Genomic DNA, 20,322 nt, shown 5'->3' on the forward strand with positions numbered 1-20,322 from the left:
CTATAAATGATAGATAAAAGCAATTTCAAAGACATACTTAGATATTTAGACTTTGAAGAGAGCAGCGATATTTTCATCCATCGCTATGCTAATAGCGCTTACCTAAAAGTTGACTTCAACAAAAAAGAGTTGATTTACCCAGAAGATGAAGGGCTGACTGTTAATGAGCGGCAAACTTGTAACTTTTCGCAAAATGAAAACTTTGTTGTCTTCGAATGTGTGCATCGTTTATTAGCTCAAGGGTATAAACCTGAACATATTGAGCTTGAACCAAAATGGCAAGTAGGTCATGGTGCCAGCGGTGGACGCGCCGATGTTCTAATTAAAGATAATCAAGGTGACACTTTACTAATTATCGAATGTAAAACAGCTGGCAATGAGTTTAGTAAGGCATGGAATCGAACGCTTCAAGATGGCGGTCAGCTCTTTAGCTATGTGAAGCAAACGAGTACGACTCAATTTATTTGTCTGTATGCCTCTAACTGGGTTGATGAGCAAGTCAAACCTGATTACTACCTCATCTCACTTAACGATAATGAAAGTTTGATTCATGAGCTTAGTGAATTAAGCGACGAGCCAGTATTAACCTATGCCGATAGCAAATTGCGTAATGTTGAGGACATCGTAGCCACATGGAAGGAAACTTATCAAAGCGACTATACCACGCGCGGATTGTTTGAGCCTGACATTCAGCCTTACTTTATAGGTAAGAAAAACTATTCATTAGAAGATTTGGATACTATCAGTAGCAGTGATATTCAAGGTAAATACAATGAGTTTGCGACTATCATGCGCCAGCATAATGTCTCAGGGCGCGAAAATGCCTTTGATAAGCTGGTCAACTTGTTTCTTTGCAAAATCGTTGATGAAACCAACAACCCGCAAGACCTAAAGTTCCACTGGAAAGGTATCAGCTACGACAGCCCTTTTGATTTGCAAGACCGCCTACAAGCGCTGTATCAACAAGGTATGAAAAAGTTCTTAGATGAAGACGTCACTTACGTGCGCGATGATGAGGTTGAGACCGCTTTTCGATTTTATAAAAATGACCCCGTAGAGACGCAAAAGGCAATTAAGGCAATGTTCCGCCGTTTGAAGTTCTTTACCAATAATGACTTTGCTTTTATCGATGTTCATAACGAAAGGCTATTCGGGCAAAACTCAGCGGTACTGCTCAAAATCGTCAAAATGCTGCAAGATATTCGCCTAAAAACCAATGAAGAAAATCAATTCTTAGGTGATATGTTCGAAGGCTTTCTTGACCAAGGTGTTAAGCAGTCCGAAGGGCAGTTTTTTACCCCGATGCCGATTGTGAAGTTTATTATGAACGCGCTGCCTTTGGACAGTCTCATTGCCACCTCGGATGATATACCCAAAGTGATTGACTATGCTTGCGGTGCAGGGCATTTTTTAAACGAGTATGCCACCTCGATAAGACCTACTATTGAAGACGATCCTGATAAAAACCTAGCAGAATATTACGATAGTATCACTGGCATTGAAAAAGAGTACCGACTCTCAAAGGTGGCTAAAGTCTCCGCCTTCATGTATGGTCAAGATGATATCAATATCATTTATGCCGATGCGCTAGGCAGTAATGACGATATCAAAAATAATAGTTACTCGGTGTTGGTCGCCAATCCGCCCTACAGTGTTAAGGGCTTTTTGGATACGCTAAAGCCTAGCGAGCGCAGACAATATGAGCTGCTTAAGTATATCGATGAGAAAAGCTATACCGTCAATAACAGTATTGAGACGTTTTTTATTGAGCGTGCCAAACAACTGCTAAAAACGGGCGGCGTTGCGGCTATTATTGTACCTTCCTCCATTCTGACTAAAGGTAAGGCGGCTAGTACCTCTACCTCTAAAAACGTCTATGTTGCGACTCGTGAAATCTTATTAAAATACTTCGATATCATAGCGATAGCCGAATTTGGTAGCGGTACTTTTGGCAAAACGGGCACGAATACAGTGACGCTATTTTTGCGCCGTAAAACCACGGATGCGCCTGTCGAAGCTGATCACTATGCAGAACGCGTCAATCGCTGGTTTAACCCTGTGCAAGCAAGTGTATCCAATAATGATGCGGTAGATACCAGTGAGGTTTTTGCGGACAGTCACTTTATTGATGACTACTGCGCCCATCTTGAGCTGGACGCTGATGACTACAAAACGCTACTAGCTGGCAACCCAAGCCAGGCGCTATTAGATAACGAATATTTTGCCAGTTATGTCAAAGAGTTTGATAAATGGTCAGAGATTAAAAACCTCAAAAAACATAAGTCGTTTAAAGCGCTCTCTAAAGATGAGCAAAAAGCTGAACTGCGCAAGCGTTTGATCAATTATCTAAAAGCAGCTGAACAAGACAAAGTCTATTATTTTGTGCTTGCCAGTCTCAATCCTCAGCCTGTGCTTATTATTAAAAGCCCAAGCAAGACCAAAGAGATGAAAGCGTTTTTGGGCTATGAGTGGAGCAGTGCCAAGGGTAATGAAGGCATTAAATATCTAGGTAGTGTAAAAGTAGAGGATGTCGAAGCCGTCGATAAAGACAGTGGTGAGGTGGCGCTTGAGGAAGAAGATAAGCGAGTATTAAGCAATCTGTATAATTTGGATAATATCCATACGCCACTGTATAACCCAAAAGATAAACACGATGCTAATAAGATTAATCACTTAATAAATCAAAACTTCCAACAGGAACAATTTTTGATTCCAGAAGAACTAGAGCCATTTGTCACTAAAGCACGATTGGTTGATATGTTAGATTTTACTGTGGTTGATTTTAATAAAGCGATTAGTTTGATACCTAGAAAAAAGATTTCTATAGATACAAAATGGGCTTTGGTAAAGATAAAAGATATTTGTGAGATTGGTAGAGGCAGAGTCATTAATCATCAATATATTGATGAAAACCAAGGAAGCTATCCAGTTTATTCTTCACAAACTAAAGATAATGGAATTATGGGCTATATAGATACCTTTGACTTTGAAGGTGATTATGTCACATGGACAACGGATGGGATATATGCAGGAACTTGTTTCTACAGAACTGGGAGATTTAATTGTACCAACGTATGTGGCACGCTGAAAATATATGATGAACAAATCATTAGCTATTATTACTTATCAGAAGCTTTGAATAAAGAAGCTAAGAAATATGTCACTCAGTCTGCAAACCCTAAGCTTATGAATAATGACATGGCTGAAGTTAAAATCCCCTTGCCGCCTATAAATGTTCAAGAACAGATTATTAGTGACTGTCAAGAAATTGATGATGAAGTCGAAGAGGCAAAAGAGAACATTAAAGAAATATACCAAACTATAGAAACGGCTATTAATAAATATTATAGCCAAGGCTATCCTATTAAAAAACTGAATGACTTTGCTATATTCAATCCTTCGAAGAGTGAAATAAGCTCAAAACGAGATAATTTAAAAGTGTCTTTTATTGAGATGTCATCTGTAAATGAAGACGGCTATATTGATTATAAAGAAGACAGATTGCTCAAGGATGTTAAAAAAGGCAGTTATAAATATTTTGCTGAAAACGACATTATCATTGCTAAAATCACGCCTTGTATGGAAAACGGGAAATGTGCAATAGCAACGGGGCTGACTAATAACATAGGATTTGGCAGTTCAGAGTTCCATGTCATTAGAGTAGATGATAAGGTTAGCTCAAGTAATTATGTATTCGCTTTTCTAAACCGCGAAACTATCAGACTAGAAGCCGAGAAACACATGACAGGCTCAAGCGGTCATCGTCGTGTACCAGCAGGATTTTATCAAAATCTCGAAATTCCACTACCAAACATTGATGAGCAAATTAAATTGGTTAATACGATAAATCAGCTTCACAATCGTATAGCACAAGCTCAAGCCATCATTGATGCAAGCGTAGATAAAAAGCACGCCATTATTGAAAGCTATTTATAATCATCTATCGTAAGGGCGACTTAGTCTTTATCGCCCTTTTTACTTCGCCGACAGCGCTCAGAACAATAAATTACATTGTCCCAATCCTTTTCCCACTTCTTGCGCCAGGTAAAAGGGTGTTGGCAGACGGGGCATATTTTTTGCGGTAGGTTTTGTTTTTTATGTGCCATGATGGTGCCTTTTACTATCTATGACGCTGGGCTAAAAGCGCCAGCCTACATCAAGAGTATAATTTTGAGATAGTGATTATATATTGACCACTACTTATTCATAATCCTAAAGTGTTTTTTAACCTATTGAATAACCTTATAGTTTAATACTTTCCATCACAAGCTTACTTCATACAATCGTTAATTCTCTCTAAAAAAACGCCTTACTTAAAAAGTAAAGCGTTCTTTATTGACGGTATCAATGTCATCTTGCGTTAGTATCGGTCTTATATTTTATTATTAACCGATCAAAACTAAAAAAATCTCTACTTAGCAACAGCTTTAAAATGCGCCACTTGATTGTCATTACGAATGGTCAAGATAGGTACATTATTTGCATTTCTGTTTAGGCTATATTTGCCTTGTACCGTCGCCATAGTAGCAGTATCAAAGCTAGCTTGTGGTTCAGGGCAGGCCTTCATAGTGCTGATGACGTTGCCTAGCTGTACATTATTATTGACGATGTGATAAGTGCCACCGATGTTATTACAGGTATTCATAAAGCTGACGCGCTGGTTGCCGTTGTCTTTAAAGAAGTTCAAAGTCAGCGGATTATTTGGCATAGTAAACAGCTGAGTTACTTTTTCGCCATTTACGCGCTTAGCATCAACTAACTGCCAGTTATAGGCTTCTAATGCATCAACGGTTAGCGGCTGAGCAGTAGGAGCAGTGACGCTAGGAGTGGTTTGGCAACCGGCAAGCGTACCAACAGCTAGTGTGGCAGCCATAGCTAATGTAGTCATGTTTTTCATAGTCTCTCCTAGTCATCATTGAAGGTAATTATTAAAAATAATTTGAGTTATTTATTTTTCTAAATAGAGTAACTATTGTGCCTAACAACAGTATCACTGTCATCATTAGTTAAGTATATGCTTAACCCTCGCTTTGTTCCACTTTGCAGTGGTTTTGCTAACGGTATTTGCTTGTTGATGTCTGAGCTGCTAATCACCTAACTGCTAACTTGTTACCATCTGATAGCTCGTAACAAGTTGCTCTAAGATAAATTTGACTCTAGAACTAGCCAAAAAAACCTCGCTAATTAGCAAGGTCTTAAAGGTTAAAAGAATAAAGTAGCTTCTACGCGCTGTAACCTCAGTTTAGATCACATCGGTACCAGTGATATTTGGCTCTTCAGTCGCAGGCGCTGTCATACTTGACATCGACTGGCAACCGACGAGTACCGTTACCATGACAATACCAGTCATCAATGCTTTGGTTAAGTTTTTCATATAAGCTCCTAGAACAATTTTAATAAACGGTTGGTTTTAGCAAAGTATCACTATCGTTGTATTAAAGCCACAGCCATTGGATCGTACTTTTCCCAATCACCATCGCTTATTCACACTTTTAGCATACCTGTCCCTTACATTACGGTAAGTTATTTAATGTTAATAAAGTGCATCTATTGAGTCTTTGTTTTTTGCAGCGCAGCATAGCCAGACAGACGCTTGCGTTCAGCGTCATCAAAAAGTTGCTGCTCAAGCTGCTCGATCTGACTTTGCGCCGCTGCTGGATCGGCACTTTGACTCAATAGCTGCGCCTTTTGCGTTTCATACTGAGTAAAGCGCTGGTCAAAATTGGCATCTTCTTGATCGACTTGCGCCAGTCTCTCGGCCGCTGGTACACCCACTAGCTCTCGGCGCATGTTGTATAGCGCTTCAGGACTGGCACCTGCTGCTTTCATCCGCTCAGTACGGATCATAAGCTCATTAAGATTGGCTTGCTGCAGGATATTGGTTTTGATCGCACCATCTGGTAGACGGCTCACATAATCTTGTCTGGCAGCCTGTTTTTGTGCCTCGCTCATTTGCTCGTTTTGGTTGATTCTGACCATCTCCATACTATAGTCATCGTAGTTATCTTCTGCACCAAAGAAGGCTTCGATGGTGGTTTTGTCAAAATACTGCTGACGTAAACTCGCTACCTCTTGCTTTTGCTGAGCAATGGCATTCAAATCCAGCTCACCGCTTTTGCTCGCTTGTAATTGCAGATTGCCATAGCGTTTTTCTATATCTGGCAGTGCTTTGAGATACGCCACATAGTTGCCAAAGATAGCGACCGCTTGGCTGGCAGCTGGCTCTGGGGTATGGTGACGGATATAACGCTCAACACGCGCAAAAATAACGGCTTCGTCCTCTTCTCCTATTGCTGATAAAAAATAATCGAACAACCGCCGTAAGCCTTCCGTAACGACCAACTGCTTGTTTTCATCGATGATGATTTCGCCGTCCACTTGCGTGCCTTTCAATGAGCGCGGCAAACGCTCTAACCCAGTGACAAATGCAGACTGGTTCTGGGCTGAAGCGGTTTGTTCTGTTTGCTCACTATTCAGCGCAGTGGACAACGTACTCTCAGAGGTATCTGCAGAGGCAATGGACGCTGATTGTGCTGTCTCCATTCGTTGACTATCTGGCTTAAACCACATAATCACCGCCGCCGCGATGACTATGATGACCACAACGATGATAGCGATTGGTAAATAGGCTGGACGGCGATTATTCGACATAGATGAGAGTTCTTTTTACAAGTCAGCTTAAAGATTGGCGTTTTTTAGGCGATTGACCTGAGTACGATAAATGGACTTGGGCTTAGACTCGCCCCATGCGGTCAAACCTAATACCTGATCGGCTGAATCCAAATGGTTCATGATGTAGTTGTCACGAATCACATACCCGAGTCGGCTTGAGCAGACAGAGACCAGACCATCATTGGCATCAAATAAAAACGGTACGCCTGTTACTGCAAGCAGATAATCACTAGGGTCAAGGGATCTCATGACTTGTCCTACCCCACTAAATGAGTAATATTTGATACCGTTTGCAGAGGTACTGGTTGGCTGACCACAGTAACTTGTTGGCATTGCTGCGGGGAATTTGGCATTGAATTTGGCCGCACCATCGGTTGATAGCGCCATGAGTGCTTGCCAGCCATCTTGCGCTTGTATCTCTTTAAAACTGATGCCTGATCCCACATCTGTAAAGCCGCCAATCAAATTAAACACCCCTGATACCAGCTGTGTCGTGACGTTTGATGGCTCACCTGTGTCATTGTTTGGTTCAAGGACGTTTTTGACAAAATCGGCTGTTTTTGAGCCTTGCTCTGGGCTTGATACGGCGGTGACCGAGGCGACGTATTTTGGTGCAACGCCAGCGACATAGCGGATGTCTATACCGCCTTGACTGTGCCCAAACAAATTGACTTTTGGATCGCCTGAAATGGCAGTGATGGTTTTGACTTGCTGTAATAGCTGCTCGCCGCGGACTTCGCTATTATTCACCGCTGATGTTTTGGTGGTGTACACCTCTGATCCACCTTTCATCAGCTCACTAGGAATCCCGTTGAAATAATCTAAGACCCCAAACAGCTTGGTAAAACCGCCAAGCCCATGAGCCATGACCACTGGATACTGAGTCTTGGTATAACTAGAGGTAAAGTATTTGCTATCGACTAGCGTGCAGCCATTGGCGTTGGCACAATTATAGTACTGCCCTGCCGCTTGCGCTGAGGTCGCTGGCATGGTCATTAATAGCGCACTAGTACCTAAAGCACTGAGCACAGGCAGCAGTTTGTTTTTTGAGGTCGTGAGGAGAGTTGTCTTAAATGTCATGAGCACTTCCTTGTCTTTACTGAGGTTAATTGGTCTTTTTATAAGCTCAATAACACAAACTACTTAATACAGCATATTTGATTGCAGTCAGTAGCAGCTCGCAAAAAACCTATGCCAATCCATTTGGCATTACAATTACATTACTCATATAATTTGCAATAATCAATTGAAAATTGGTTTTTTTTTAAAACTGATAAGTCAATAGCCAACTTTTGATTATTAAATAGATATTGTGATTTACGCACATTATCTCCATATAATGAATTATAACCTCTTCAATCCTCTAATAAAGCATTTATGCTATAATTAGAGCACTTCAAATCTATAACTGTAAGTATAAGAATATGATAAAGAAATCCCTCATTCAGTCTCCTGAAGCCATAGATAAAATGCGTGTAGCGGGCAAGCTCGCCAGCGACGTCCTAGTCATGTTAGATGAGCATGTCAAAGTTGGCGTCAGTACCGAAGCGCTAAATCAAATCGCTCATGATTATATCGTCAATGAGCAAGGTGCTATCCCAGCACCGCTGAACTATAACGGCTTCCCAAAATCTATCTGCACCTCTGTTAATCATGTGGTTTGTCACGGTATTCCTACCGAAAGCAAGCTGCTTAAAGACGGCGATATTATCAATATCGATGTAACGGTCATCAAAGATGGCTACTACGGTGATACCTCAAAGATGTGGATCGTTGGCGAAGGTTCTATCATGGCTAAGCGCATTTGTGATGTCGCGCAAAAGGCACTGTATGCGGGTATGAGCGTAGTCAAAGACGGCGCGCGTCTCGGTGATATTGGTGCGGCGATTCAAGAGGTGGTCGAGCCTGAGCGTTTTAGTATCGTACGTGAGTTCTGTGGTCATGGCATCAGTAACGAGTTTCACCACGAGCCGCAAGTGATGCATTATGGCAAAAAAGGCACAGGCTTTGAGCTAAAAACGGGCATGACCTTTACCATTGAGCCGATGATCAATCAAGGCACTTGGCAGACCAAGATTTTGCCAGATGAGTGGACAGCGATTACCAAAGACCGCAAACTGTCCGCTCAGTGGGAGCATACGATGGTCGTAACAGACAATGGCTGTGAAGTATTTACCACGCGCCCTGAAGAAGATTTGAGTTTTTTGACCCAATAGTTACCTAAAAAAGATCGCTTACGCGGTCTTTTTTTTGCGGTTGATTTATACTTTATAGTATTAAAAAAAACATAGTATGACAACCTTCAGTATAGCTTTATAGCTCTCGGTTTTCTGCTTTCTAAGTATTTGATTTATGGAATAACAATCATGTTTACTTGCGATGTTGCCTCTGTTTATATCACGCCTCTACCTGCATTAGCTGCTCCTGATGAGTCAGCAGGCACGCCTTTATTGGTCGTCAATGACCCTAGCAAAAAGTCCTTGCTAGGCATTCCTGAGTGGCTAGCTCAGATCAATGAAGATATCAGCCGAGCGCTTGAGCGCGGGGTCAATATCAGACAATTAGTTGCGGCGCGCGCCTGCGCTATCGATGAGCTGTTAAGCAGTCTGTTTTTATGGTTTGAATTGGAGCAGACTGATCTGGCACTGTTTGCTATCGGCGGCTATGGTCGCGGTGAGCTGTCTTTGTATTCAGACATCGATATTTTATTACTCTCTCCTGATGATATCGGCACAGAAGTCAGCACAAAAATAGATCGCTTAGTTGCTATGCTTTGGGACGTTGGCTTGGAGCCTGCGCTTGCGGTACGTAGCGTTGACGAGTGCTTAGAGGCCGCTCATGATCATACCGTTGCCAGCTCCTTGCTCGAAGCAAGACTACTCATCGGTAATAACGATCTAAAAGATACACCTATCGCCGTCGTTAATAAGCTATGGTCGCAGCTCGATTTCTACGAGATCAAAATAGAGGAAGCCAAAAACCGGTACCTACAGCACAATGCCACCGAGTATAATCTTGAACCCAATATAAAAACAGCCCCTGGCGGTCTACGTGATATCCATATTATAGGCTGGGTGACTAAGCGCTATTTTCGAGTCGGTAAGCTCTATGATTTAGTTCAGCAGAGCTTTTTGACCGAAAAAGAGTACGATGAGCTCAGCTTTGCCGAGAGTTATATCTGGCAGATACGTCATCATTTGCATGAGCTGACCGGCCGCAATGAAAATAGGCTGTTGTTCGATTATCAGCGTGATATCGCGCAGCTCATGGGTTACGAGACTCAGCCTGATGACGAGCCCAACGCCGCAGTCGAGCGTTTTATGCGCGATTACTATCGCTGTGCCATGCAAATATCAACGCTGTCTGAGATGCTGACCAATCATTATTTTGAAACTATCATAGAGCCGCACTTGCCTGAAGAGCAGCGCCCAAAAAAACGCCCTTTGAATGCGCGTTTCAATCAAATCGGCGATCAAATCGCTATCGCCCATCATCGTGTGTTTGCTCAGCATCCAGAAGCGATACTAGAGATGTTCTTACTGATGGGGCAGCACGGTATCGACAAGGTTCGCACCCATACGCTACGCGCGCTCAAAGTCGCAGCCCGCGGTATTGATCAGAACTACCGTGACACACCTGAGCATCAAGCGCTGTTTTTAGCCAATCTTAAAGAGCAAAACTATTTGTTCCACCGTCTGCGAACGATGAACCGTTATGGCGTCTTAGGTAATTACATCCCCTCCTTTGCACAAGTAACAGGACTCATGCAGTATGACTTGTTCCATCGCTATACGGTCGATGCGCATACGTTATTTTTGATTCGAATTTTGCACCGCTTTACCGATCCTATGTTTTCTGAAGAGTTTCCACTGGTCAGCGCTATCTTTCAGCGTATCGAGCGCAAAGAGATTTTGGTATTGGCGGCGATGTTTCATGATATTGCCAAGGGCCGCGGCGGCGACCATAGCGAGCTTGGTCAGACAGAGTCCATTGAGTTCTGTCTGTCACATGGCATGAGCTTAGCCGACGCCAATTTGGTTGGCTGGCTGACTCGCTACCATCTATTAATGTCGATGACCGCACAGAAAAAAGACATCTCAGACCCTGAGGTGGTGACTGTCTTTGCAGACCTTATCGGTAATGTGACGCACTTGAATCATCTGTATGTACTGACGGTTGCTGATATGAATGCAACCAACCCACAGCTATGGAATAGCTGGCGGGCAACGCTAATGAAACAGTTATACTCGCAGACGCGGCGGATATTACGCGCCGATATTGATGCGCCTACCAATCGCCAAGATATGATCAGTGCCACTCGTGCGCAGGCGCTCGCGATGCTAGATAATGTCAATAATCAGCACATGAATCGCGATGAAGTATTGCGACTATGGGACGATTTGGGCGATGAGTACTTTTTGCGAGAGATTGCAGAAGACATCTTGTGGCACACCGAAGCCATCTTAAACCATCCACCGATTGGGCTTGCTTCTAATGCGGATAGTCCGCCACTGGTGGTTTTGCGTGAACATCGTGAACTGGCACTGGATGCGGTACAGGTTTTTGTCTATACCCAAGATCAAATAAATCTGTTTGCTGTTACGATGGCGGTGTTCGATCAGATGAATCTTGATGTATTAGATGCGCGTATCATTACTGCTACCCGCGACTTTGCCTTGGATTCTTATGTGCTGCTAGATCCTAGCGGTACGCTGTTAGTCGATGAAGACAGTCAGCAAGAACTTAAACAGCGCCTGATTAATGCCTTTAAAGATCCAACAGTACTAAAGCTCACCAACAAACGTATGCCACGCCAGCTCAGGCATTTTGAAGTGGCTACGGTGATTAACTTTGAGTTTAATGAAGCGTCAGATCAGCATATCATGAGCTTAGAGACACTGGATCAACCAGGACTTTTGGCCCGAGTGGGACAGGTGTTTTTGCAGGAGCAAATTGAGGTTCATGCGGCTCGTATTACGATTCTAGGCGAGCGCGCTGAAGATATGTTTTATATTAGCGATCAAAATGACGCGCCCTTATCTGACAGTAAGCTTGAAACCCTAAAAGAGGCCTTGATAGCCAGTCTAGCGACCAAAAGAGAAAACAACGTGGTTTATAGCTATTAATTGACGTTATTAGGAGCACGTTTTATAACGTGCTCTTGTATATTATATTGTCAGCATGTTCTATCAGCTCTACATCAGCAAGCTCTGGTGGCAAAACACCTACTTCAAGTAGCTGCTGCTCCATGATTAATCGTCCAGCCTTGATTTCTTTTTGTAATAAGCAATGCAAGCTTGATAGGTGAAACTCGCCATTAAGATAGTCACCCAGTTGCCTTAAAGAAATCGGCGACTTGGCATGCACATCCGGATAGAGGCTATCTTCTGCAAGTACAATCATCTCATTTAATGCCTGCTCTCCCTGCAGATAATCCTTATCAATATCATTTTGTAATTTATTGGCCAGTCGTCCTTTGGCCGCAAAAATACTGACAAAAAATAGGGTCTGTAAGATAAATAAAGCAATGTATTGCCACAAGGTCAACGAGATATTCATCATATTATTAAGCAACATGAGTACCATCGCTACCGCCACGTAGCCAACCAGCTGCCACAATAGCCACATGATGAGACTGTTTTCGCCATACCAAAACACTTTTTGTTCTTGATGTTCAATCAGCTGTTGACGAGATTGCCACCAACACTGCTCACGCTCTTTTAGCCGAGCGTACAACTTGATACGCTGCGAGTCGGTATCAAGGTTTTCATTATTGATATCTGTCGCGATGAAGTCATTATGATCTAGTGCACTAGGCATATCAAACTATCCTTAAAATGATCTGTCTCTGTCTCTGGCACTGACAGTCATCTTTTATATTGTTATAAGTTATCAGACGCGAAGCGTTTAATGCGCTTTGTAAGTAGGACTGAATAGGCTATGATAAGATCAGCCGTTCAAGCACAATAAATTCGCATTCACGTTATAAGAAGAAAAAGACAAAAAATAAGAGAGGTGCTACACTGCGTTAATGTTATTTTTCTTTATTACTTTATTATTAATTGTCTATTATAGTTACTACGTCTATGAATCACAACTTACAAGCCCTGCACCCTTATCCTTTTGCCAAAATGAGCGACCTACTCGCTAACAGTAAGCCAAATCCAAGCTACAGCGAAATCAAGCTAGGTATTGGTGAGCCAAAACATGAGCCGCCTGCCTTTGTTTTGGACGTTCTACAGCAAAACTTGGACAGTTTAAGCCGTTATCCCACTACTAATGGGACTTTTGAGCTGCGGCAAACGATAGCGCACTGGTTAGAAAAGCGCTTTTTTTTGCATCATGTCGATGCTTATAAGCAAGTACTGCCCGTGATGGGTACTCGCGAGGCTATCTTTAGTTTTGTGCAAGCGGTTATCGATCATAGTGACAACTACAGTAATAATAATAGTGACAATCATAGCGAAGAGACGTCGCCGCCGATGGTGGTTATGCCCAATCCTTTTTATCAGATTTATGAGGGAGCGGCGCTACTGGCCGAGGCGACGCCTTATTTTGTTCCTTGTACCTTAGACAATAACTTTAAGGGTGATTATCGCTCGGTGCCGGTTGAGGTTTGGGAGCGCACTCAACTGCTATTTGTCTGTAGTCCAAACAATCCAACAGGCTCAGTGATGAGTTTGGACGATTGGGAATTTATCATGCGTTTATCTGATAAATACGGCTTTATCATTGCCAGCGACGAGTGTTATAGCGAGCTGTACTTTGACGAAGCCCCTATCGGCTTATTACAAGCGTGCACAGCGTTTGGTCGAGATGATTTTAGGCGCTGTATCGTTTTTCACTCCTTGTCCAAGCGCTCAAACTTGCCCGGTCTACGCTCAGGCTTTGTCGCAGGTGACGCAGCCCTGTTAAAGTCTTACTTGCAGTATCGCACTTATCAAGGCTGCGCTATGCCTATCCCGCATCAGCTCGCCTCTATCGCAGCTTGGCAAGATGAGAAGCATGTCGCTCATAATCGAGCGCTATATAAAGAAAAATTTGCCTTGTGGATGGCAGAGCTTGGCGATTTATTAGAGCTGCGGATGCCGGATGCTGGGTTTTACTTTTGGGTAAAAGTGCCGGAGCTATTTGCAGGCGACGATGAAGCGTTTGTAAAGGCGCTTTATGAGCAAGCAAATATCCATGCTCTAGCGGGGCGCTACTTATCCCGCGAGGTCAATGGTAAAAACCCTGGACAAGGATATGTGCGTATGGCACTGGTAGCAAGCGTTGAAGAGAGCCGCGAGGCGATTGAGCGTATTCGTCAATTACTGACTGGCGCGGCTGATAGCAAATAACTAGGGGCTGTATAGAATTGAGAAAACATTGAAAAAAATAAGCAACGCCTTACTCTAATGTTTACCACAACAAAGAAACAAGGCGTCACTTATGGCTCGCACCAAGCTCAACGATGAACATTGGCACAAGCTATTTATTATATTGCGACAAATTAACGTATATAACAAGCCCAATCTAAGACGTACCGTTGAAGGCATGTTGTACCGCATACGAGTAGGCTGTCCATGGCGAGACTTACCTTCTTATTTTGGTCATTGGTCTAGCATATATCATCAATACCGTTACTGGCGTAAAACCGGTAAATGGCAAAAGCTCATGAAGATAGTCACAGCAAACTATGATAGTGAATGGTTATTTATAGACGGTAGCGTGGTCAAAGCTCATCAGCATAGTACAGGCGCAGCCAGTCATCTTGATGAGGCCATTGGTAAAAGCGTTGCAGGTAATAGCAGCAAACTGCACTTAGTGGTCGATGCTTGTGGCAACCCTATACATGTTGAGCTGTCAGGTGGGCAAGTACATGACTCTAAGATGGCAAAGGCGTTGATATTTAGCACGATTAATAACCAGACTAAAGCGGTGATTGCAGACAGGGGCTACGATAGTAGCGATATTAGAGAGTGTATCTTCACGCACTGTGCTCAGTCAGTCATACCTGTTAAGTCGAACTCTAAAAGCTGTAACGACACACTAGATTGGTATTTGTATCGTTGCCGTCATTTGGTAGAAAACGCTTTTGCTAGATTGAAACATTTTAGGGGCATTGCCACGCGATATGATAAGCTCAAAGATAGCTATGCAGCGGCGGTAATGCTCGCTTGTGTCTTTATCTGGTTGCCCCTGATTTGAATTCTATACACACCCTAGCAAGTAACTGGCAAATAACATTAGCGCCAATGTGGTCACTAATCCTTAATAACCCTAATGTTATTAAGGATTATTTTTTATATAATGCTATAGTAATCAGACAACGACCCTATTTATTACTATAGCGGATTGATAACGCTATCACGGATGATGCCATGATCCCTCTTGATTTCACCCAGCCGCCCTTTGATGTTTTGAGCTTAGCGGAACGCCAAAGTATCAGAAAACACACGCAGATACGTTATCTAGCTGCCGATGAGCGCTTAACGAGTGATGATTTACTCTACTTTTATGTGGTGATAAAAGGTCAAATCGAGCAGACCTACGCGGACGAGTTTGTCGCGGCCTACTTTGGTAGTAATCACTCCGACCACTTTCACAGTAACGACTGGTTCGATAGCCGCCGTACCCCTAAAAAAGCAACCAACACGCGCTCGCCTTCTTCCTCTTATGACTACCGCGCCGTTGAAGATACGCTACTGCTACAAATAGACGGTACGGCTATTGATAAGATTAGCGCCCAAAACCATCTAGTGCGTCAGCTGCTCTCGGATAAATTACCCGAAAAGCTCAAGGCCCTACAGCAGCGCCAAAGCACTAAGTCGCAAAAGCTATCGCTGAGTCATAGTGGCTACACCGCCCAGCAAGAAGTACAGCAAATCATGCTGCAGCCAGTGACCGATGTGAGTTTATTACCGGTACATATCGTTGAGGCAGCTTCTAGCCTACAGCAAGCGGCACAGGTCATGACCGAAGCTAAGATGAAGCACGTGTTGGTGCGTCCACTAGCAGATAAAGCCAATAATATTAGCGACAGTCCGCTAGGGATTTTGACTGATGCCGATGTTTGTAGGGCTGTCAGCGATAGACAAGACCCAGCAACTACCCCTTGCCAAGACTATGCCAGCTTCAACCTACGTACTATCAACGCTGATAGTGAGATTGGCGATGCACTACTGACTATGACTCGCTACCGTATTCATAGGCTACCCGTCCTCGATGATAGTGGCCAAGTCGCCGGTATCTTGGGGCAAAGCAATATGCTTGCCTATATTGGTCAGCACTCGCAGCTGATCAGTATTCAGATCGAGCAAGCCAAGGATTTTGCTAGTATTGATACCGCTGTCGAGCTGATTGGGCGCTATATTCGTGCTCAGCAGCAAAACGGTGTCAAGATTGGTAACGTCAGCCGCATGGTTCAGACGCTTAATGCGCAGGTATTTACTAAACTGTGGCAGCTTATCGTGCCAGAAGAGGTCTTTGACAACACTTGTGTGATCGTGATGGGCTCTGAGGGGCGCGGCGAGCAGATCATGCGTACCGATCAAGACAATGCGCTGATTATACGCGATGGCTTTAGTCATCCAAATCTCGCTGAATTCGCCGACTCTTTCAATCAGCAATTAGCGGCATTAGGCTATCCGCTGTGCGATGGTAATATTATGATGACTAACCCTATGTGGCGACAACCGCTACAGGAGTTTACCGCGCAGATCAGCCGGTGGTTTCAAAATACTGATCCGATGCAGGCGATCTATCTGTCCGCGATACTCGATAGCGAATATGTTTGCGGTGATGAGACGCTATTGACTCAAGTTCGTGAGCATCTCAAAGTTGCGCATCGCCACTCTGACCCTATGTTTGTGCGGCAATTCGCGCGCGCGGCTTTGCAGTTTGGCGATGTCAATCAGTGGTGGCAGCGCCTTGCGCCTTTGTTGGGTAAGACCAATGACGCCACTATCGATCTCAAAAAGTCTGGCCTGTTTCCGTTAGTGCATGGCATACGCAGTATGGCATTGGAATATGACATCCTACACGTGCCTAGTACTAGAGGTCGACTCAGGGCACTCGTGCAAGCTGGAGTATTCAATCAAGAGCGAGCGACCACTTTAAACGAAGCATTGGAGTTCTTTATGGGTCAGCGCTTGGCAGTAGCGCTTGCGACTGATAATAAGTATGCTCGGCAAGTCGACCCTATGACCCTATCGGCGCTTGAGCGCGATGTATTAAAAGAGTGCTTATCGGTCGTGAAGAGCTTCAAAAACCAGCTACGCCAGCACTACCAGCTCGAGATCGGTTAAGGCAGAATTAAACGGTGTAAGCGCTATACTGCTTATTGACTACCACTATTATTGAGAAGCAAACACTTATGAGTTGGCTTAAGCAATTATCAAACCAATGGCAAAAAAACAAGCTACAGCGTGCGGAGCTTGCCCCGATGTTTGAGCCGCCTATAAAAGATCAATGGGTGGCGATAGATTGTGAAATGACAGGTCTCAATCCTCGTAAGCATCACTTGCTCTCAGTCGCCGCCATTCATATCAATGGCGATACTATCGATACTGGTAATGGCCTACATCTAGTCTGTCGCCCGCCGGTCATGCCCGATCGCGATACTATCATCATTCATGGTCTACGGAGCGCCGATGTCGCTCAGGGTCTGAGCTATGATGAGATGCTGTCCATGATACTGCCCTTTATCAGTAACCGTCCTATCGTTGGGTTTTGTCCGCAGCTAGACATCGCGTTTTTAAATCCCTTAATCAAGCAATATATGGGTACTACCTTGCCCAATGAAGTGCTTGATGTTAGACGCTTATACAGTCAACGTATGGGCGAGCGCGACCCGAATACGCCCAAAGCATCACAGCAACTGTCCAAAATACTCGCTCATTATAATATCCCTGAGTTTGGTAGCCATGATGCTTATAATGACGCCCTAATGACCGCTATGGCTTTTTTGCATGTGCGCTAAGAGGGCGATTTTAGCCTGTGTTTTATGCGCTTTTTGAGACTCGCGTAGCCACTCATGTTACTATAAGCCGTTTTACGATTTAAGCTCGATGCCTCATGACAATACTATCTAGATTCTCAAATCTGCTTACTATCTCTTGTGCTACTGACTCTGCTAGCCGCCATCGGCATGTCCAGTGCTCAAAGCTATTGACGGGCATTATGCTGAGCGTAATGCCGCTCACCTCACAAGCCGCGCTACCCGCTTCTATCGAGGCGGCGTTAAACAAAGCCGAGCTCAGCCCTGATACGATAAGTATCCTCATTACTCCACTCGGCGATACAACCAAGAGTCGTTTACCCGCGATTATAGAAGTCATCGATAGCGATACTAATGATAACTCTAACAATGATTCTGAGGGCAGTGCTGAGCGTAATAGCACGGATTCGACGACGGTATCCGTAGACAAAGTGGCAGTAAGCGCCAGTGATGCTCCTGTTAACGATCCTGCCGATGATAATGTTTCTGTTAATAGCAGCAAAGCCGCGAATGTAACCCTTGCTGTCGACAAGCAAGCCATCGAGCAACAGAATCGTCAGCTGCAAGCTTATACCGACGACCCTTACATTTATCAAAGCTTAGAGAACCCGCCGCCGGTACTGACCATCGATGAAAGCCGCAGCGTCCGCCATAGCGAGAGCAAAGATACTGGCAAACGCCAACTTACCCCCCTGATTAGCCATAATATCGATACCCCGCGTACGCCTGCCAGCACTATGAAGCTGATACCTAGCTTTGTGGCACTCGACACACTAGGCGCAGATTTTGTTTGGTTTACTCGGGTCTATCATACCGGCCTCATCCTTGGCGATAGACTGCAAGGCGACTTGATCATTCAGGGCAGCGGCGACCCCAAAATGACCCACGCGCGCTTAGAGCAGCTCCTTTATCAAGTACAAAAAACCGGCATTCGCCACATCGATGGCGATATCATTGTCGACAGCTCAATATTTAATAACGTCAGTAAAGATCCAGCCGCTTTCGATAACGCCCCTCTGCGCCCTTATAATGCCAGTCCAGATGGTTTTTTAGTGAACTTTAATAGCCTTGCTATTAGAACGTATCCTATGGCAAATGGACAAGCAAAGCTCACTTATACCCCGCAGTTGGCCAATTACCAGTTGCCAAGTCACATAGGCACTCGCAGTGCCCGCTGCTCGCAGGCTCGTAATAGCTTAGCGCCGCGCTGGCAACAAGATAAACTCGCCCTTAATGCCAAGCTGCCAGAGAGCTGCGGTGAGCATGTCTTCTATGTAAACCATCCAGATGCCAAAGACTTTACCGCTCGTGTCATCGCTAGTAAATGGCAGGCGCTTGGTAATACGCTTAGCGGAGAGGTACTCAGTCAAGAAAAGCCTTACGCGGCGTACCACTCAACTAGTGGTTTATCTTCTCTACCGTTATCGCCTTTACCGCTAGTCAGTTATCCTTCTTATAATTTGACGCGGCAAATATACGATATCAATCACTTCTCCAATAATGTAATGACTGAGCAAGTAGCGCTCTCCATTGGCAGTTATTATGATGCTAAGCGCCCAAATATTATTGATACAAATAACAGCGCCGCGAATAGCAGCGCTGTTAAGGGTCAGACTATAACTGACGTTAATAATACTAAACCAAACGCTACTAGCCTGTATCAATTTGGACAAGCAACAACGACTGATTACCCGCAGGCATTAGCGCGCATCGATGACTGGTGGCAAACCAATCTGACCACTACCCCGCCGTATCTGACCAATGGTTCAGGACTATGTCGCGATTGCACGCTGACCGCCGCCAATCTTAATGAGCTACTGAGCTTTGCCTATCGCCATCCCAGCTTTGACGCTTATGTCAACTCATTAGGCATTGCCGGAGTTAGTGGCACAATTATGCATCATAGCGAACGCTTGCCAGAGTCAAAGGCTATAGGCCGAGCTTGGATAAAAACCGGCACTTTAAGCAATGTCACTGCCATGGCAGGTTATGTCAAAGGACAGTCCGGACAAGACTATGCGGTAGTCGGAATCATAAATACCGACAGCGCGCTAAATCCTTATTTGGCACGCCCGGTACTCGATGCTATGCTTGATTGGACTGCCGAAAAATAGTCTTAGCTGTATCGTTCAGCTCGTAATATGTTTATATAGGCAAAGTTATGTCGCGCAAATCTGCAAACTTAAGTAATTCTAAAGCTCAGTCAGTCAAACTCGCACAGTATTTAGGGTTTTTTATGGTGGGTTATATTCTCGCCAGCGCTTTATTAATGCTGCTGCAAACGCAAATTGCGCTCAATCCGCAGTTGGTGACGTTACTCTCTATCTTAGTCGGCGCTTTTATTGCCGTGCACAAATTTATCAAACATTACAGCCGTGCGTTACATAAAGCTGAGATGATCAGACTAGCTATTGGCGGTACGGGCATTGTTTGGTTGCTGAACGCGCTGTACTTTTTTACTATTTGGCTATGGCTATTTGATGAGGCCAATCGGCAAGTCTTTATAGAAATGAGCCTACAGCAGCCGCTGCCATTGTTGTTCGCTCTAATCGCGATTGTTCTGCTCACCTTTGTCAGCGCTGGCATCGGTATTTGGCTGTTTAATCGGCTACTAAGCCTAAAGTAGCTTTTGATCAACCTATCAATCTCTCCACACGTCAACCTACTAG

General features: G+C 44.2%; 15 protein-coding genes. 9 read left to right on the forward strand and 6 right to left on the reverse strand.

Annotated elements, in window-relative coordinates; all coding sequences use genetic code 11:
* Positions 1–6: 6 nt before the first annotated feature.
* Positions 7–3,936: a restriction endonuclease subunit S gene (locus tag JMY03_RS00965; protein WP_201600163.1), complete on the forward strand. Its 3,930-nt coding sequence runs from the start codon at positions 7–9 to the stop codon at positions 3,934–3,936.
* Positions 3,937–3,956: 20 nt separating this feature from the next.
* On the opposite strand, the gene JMY03_RS00970 is transcribed toward JMY03_RS00965, so the two are convergent.
* The 5 genes from JMY03_RS00970 to JMY03_RS00985 form a co-directional block, all read right to left on the reverse strand.
* Entirely contained in the window at positions 3,957–4,106 is a 150-nt protein-coding gene (locus JMY03_RS00970; protein WP_201600166.1) for a DUF2256 domain-containing protein, read from the reverse strand.
* A 305-nt stretch (positions 4,107–4,411) separates the two neighbouring features.
* The gene (locus tag JMY03_RS00975) at positions 4,412–4,897 is read right to left on the reverse strand and encodes an META domain-containing protein (RefSeq protein ID WP_201600168.1); all 486 of its coding nucleotides are present in this window, start codon (positions 4,895–4,897) and stop codon (positions 4,412–4,414) included.
* Between the two features lie 345 nt (positions 4,898–5,242).
* A complete protein-coding gene (locus tag JMY03_RS13225; RefSeq protein ID WP_257785223.1) occupies positions 5,243–5,374 on the reverse strand; it encodes a hypothetical protein in 132 nt (43 codons plus the stop codon).
* 173 nt (positions 5,375–5,547) lie between these two features.
* Entirely contained in the window at positions 5,548–6,651 is a 1,104-nt protein-coding gene (locus JMY03_RS00980; RefSeq protein WP_201600171.1) for a lipase secretion chaperone, read from the reverse strand.
* Positions 6,652–6,678: 27 nt separating this feature from the next.
* Positions 6,679–7,752: an esterase/lipase family protein gene (locus JMY03_RS00985; protein ID WP_201600174.1), complete on the reverse strand. Its 1,074-nt coding sequence runs from the start codon at positions 7,750–7,752 to the stop codon at positions 6,679–6,681.
* A 344-nt stretch (positions 7,753–8,096) separates the two neighbouring features.
* Between JMY03_RS00985 and map the strand changes: the two genes are divergently transcribed.
* Together map and glnD are read left to right on the forward strand one after the other, a co-directional pair.
* Positions 8,097–8,888, forward strand: a complete 792-nt coding sequence (gene map, locus JMY03_RS00990) for a type I methionyl aminopeptidase (protein WP_025646680.1) — start codon at positions 8,097–8,099, stop codon at positions 8,886–8,888.
* Between the two features lie 150 nt (positions 8,889–9,038).
* Positions 9,039–11,798: a [protein-PII] uridylyltransferase gene (gene glnD, locus JMY03_RS00995; protein WP_201600177.1), complete on the forward strand. Its 2,760-nt coding sequence runs from the start codon at positions 9,039–9,041 to the stop codon at positions 11,796–11,798.
* Positions 11,799–11,820: 22 nt separating this feature from the next.
* Here glnD and JMY03_RS01000 read toward each other — a convergent pair whose 3' ends face one another.
* Positions 11,821–12,492, reverse strand: coding sequence for a hypothetical protein (locus JMY03_RS01000; protein WP_201557920.1), 672 nt, complete (start codon positions 12,490–12,492; stop codon positions 11,821–11,823).
* Positions 12,493–12,758: 266 nt separating this feature from the next.
* On the opposite strand from JMY03_RS01000, the gene dapC reads away from it, so the two are divergent.
* The 6 genes from dapC to JMY03_RS01030 all read left to right on the forward strand — a co-directional run bounded on the left by dapC (position 12,759) and on the right by JMY03_RS01030 (position 20,279).
* Complete coding sequence (dapC, locus tag JMY03_RS01005; protein WP_201600180.1) at positions 12,759–14,012, forward strand: succinyldiaminopimelate transaminase; 1,254 nt, start codon at positions 12,759–12,761, stop codon at positions 14,010–14,012.
* A gap of 91 nt (positions 14,013–14,103) precedes the next feature.
* Positions 14,104–14,862: an IS5 family transposase gene (locus JMY03_RS01010; protein WP_192529359.1), complete on the forward strand. Its 759-nt coding sequence runs from the start codon at positions 14,104–14,106 to the stop codon at positions 14,860–14,862.
* 173 nt (positions 14,863–15,035) lie between these two features.
* Positions 15,036–16,961: a DUF294 nucleotidyltransferase-like domain-containing protein gene (locus JMY03_RS01015; protein ID WP_201557928.1), complete on the forward strand. Its 1,926-nt coding sequence runs from the start codon at positions 15,036–15,038 to the stop codon at positions 16,959–16,961.
* Between the two features lie 68 nt (positions 16,962–17,029).
* Positions 17,030–17,635 (forward strand): 3'-5' exonuclease, encoded by a 606-nt coding sequence (locus JMY03_RS01020; RefSeq protein WP_201600183.1) that lies wholly within the window; start codon positions 17,030–17,032, stop codon positions 17,633–17,635.
* 95 nt (positions 17,636–17,730) lie between these two features.
* The gene (locus tag JMY03_RS01025) at positions 17,731–19,767 is read left to right on the forward strand and encodes a D-alanyl-D-alanine carboxypeptidase/D-alanyl-D-alanine-endopeptidase (RefSeq protein WP_201600186.1); all 2,037 of its coding nucleotides are present in this window, start codon (positions 17,731–17,733) and stop codon (positions 19,765–19,767) included.
* 47 nt (positions 19,768–19,814) lie between these two features.
* Positions 19,815–20,279, forward strand: coding sequence for an ABZJ_00895 family protein (locus tag JMY03_RS01030; RefSeq protein WP_201600189.1), 465 nt, complete (start codon positions 19,815–19,817; stop codon positions 20,277–20,279).
* Positions 20,280–20,322: the final 43 nt, after the last annotated feature.

The organism is Psychrobacter submarinus (genome assembly GCF_904846685.1).
In the GTDB taxonomy this organism is placed as follows: Bacteria; Pseudomonadota; Gammaproteobacteria; order Pseudomonadales; family Moraxellaceae; genus Psychrobacter; species Psychrobacter submarinus.

Excerpts from the sequence above, each read along its gene's own strand:
- JMY03_RS00985 (WP_201600174.1), bottom strand. The coding sequence starts at position 7,752 with ATGACATTTAAGACAACTCTCCTCACGACCTCAAAAAACAAACTGCTG.
- JMY03_RS01025 (WP_201600186.1), top strand. The coding sequence starts at position 17,731 with ATGACAATACTATCTAGATTCTCAAATCTGCTTACTATCTCTTGTGCT.
- dapC (WP_201600180.1), top strand. The coding sequence starts at position 12,759 with ATGAATCACAACTTACAAGCCCTGCACCCTTATCCTTTTGCCAAAATG.
- JMY03_RS01015 (WP_201557928.1), top strand. The coding sequence starts at position 15,036 with ATGATCCCTCTTGATTTCACCCAGCCGCCCTTTGATGTTTTGAGCTTA.
- JMY03_RS00965 (WP_201600163.1), top strand. The coding sequence starts at position 7 with ATGATAGATAAAAGCAATTTCAAAGACATACTTAGATATTTAGACTTT.
- JMY03_RS00970 (WP_201600166.1), bottom strand. The coding sequence starts at position 4,106 with ATGGCACATAAAAAACAAAACCTACCGCAAAAAATATGCCCCGTCTGC.
- glnD (WP_201600177.1), top strand. The coding sequence starts at position 9,039 with ATGTTTACTTGCGATGTTGCCTCTGTTTATATCACGCCTCTACCTGCA.
- JMY03_RS01000 (WP_201557920.1), bottom strand. The coding sequence starts at position 12,492 with ATGCCTAGTGCACTAGATCATAATGACTTCATCGCGACAGATATCAAT.
- JMY03_RS01010 (WP_192529359.1), top strand. The coding sequence starts at position 14,104 with ATGGCTCGCACCAAGCTCAACGATGAACATTGGCACAAGCTATTTATT.
- JMY03_RS00975 (WP_201600168.1), bottom strand. The coding sequence starts at position 4,897 with ATGAAAAACATGACTACATTAGCTATGGCTGCCACACTAGCTGTTGGT.
- JMY03_RS01030 (WP_201600189.1), top strand. The coding sequence starts at position 19,815 with ATGTCGCGCAAATCTGCAAACTTAAGTAATTCTAAAGCTCAGTCAGTC.
- JMY03_RS01020 (WP_201600183.1), top strand. The coding sequence starts at position 17,030 with ATGAGTTGGCTTAAGCAATTATCAAACCAATGGCAAAAAAACAAGCTA.
- JMY03_RS00980 (WP_201600171.1), bottom strand. The coding sequence starts at position 6,651 with ATGTCGAATAATCGCCGTCCAGCCTATTTACCAATCGCTATCATCGTT.
- JMY03_RS13225 (WP_257785223.1), bottom strand. The coding sequence starts at position 5,374 with ATGAAAAACTTAACCAAAGCATTGATGACTGGTATTGTCATGGTAACG.
- map (WP_025646680.1), top strand. The coding sequence starts at position 8,097 with ATGATAAAGAAATCCCTCATTCAGTCTCCTGAAGCCATAGATAAAATG.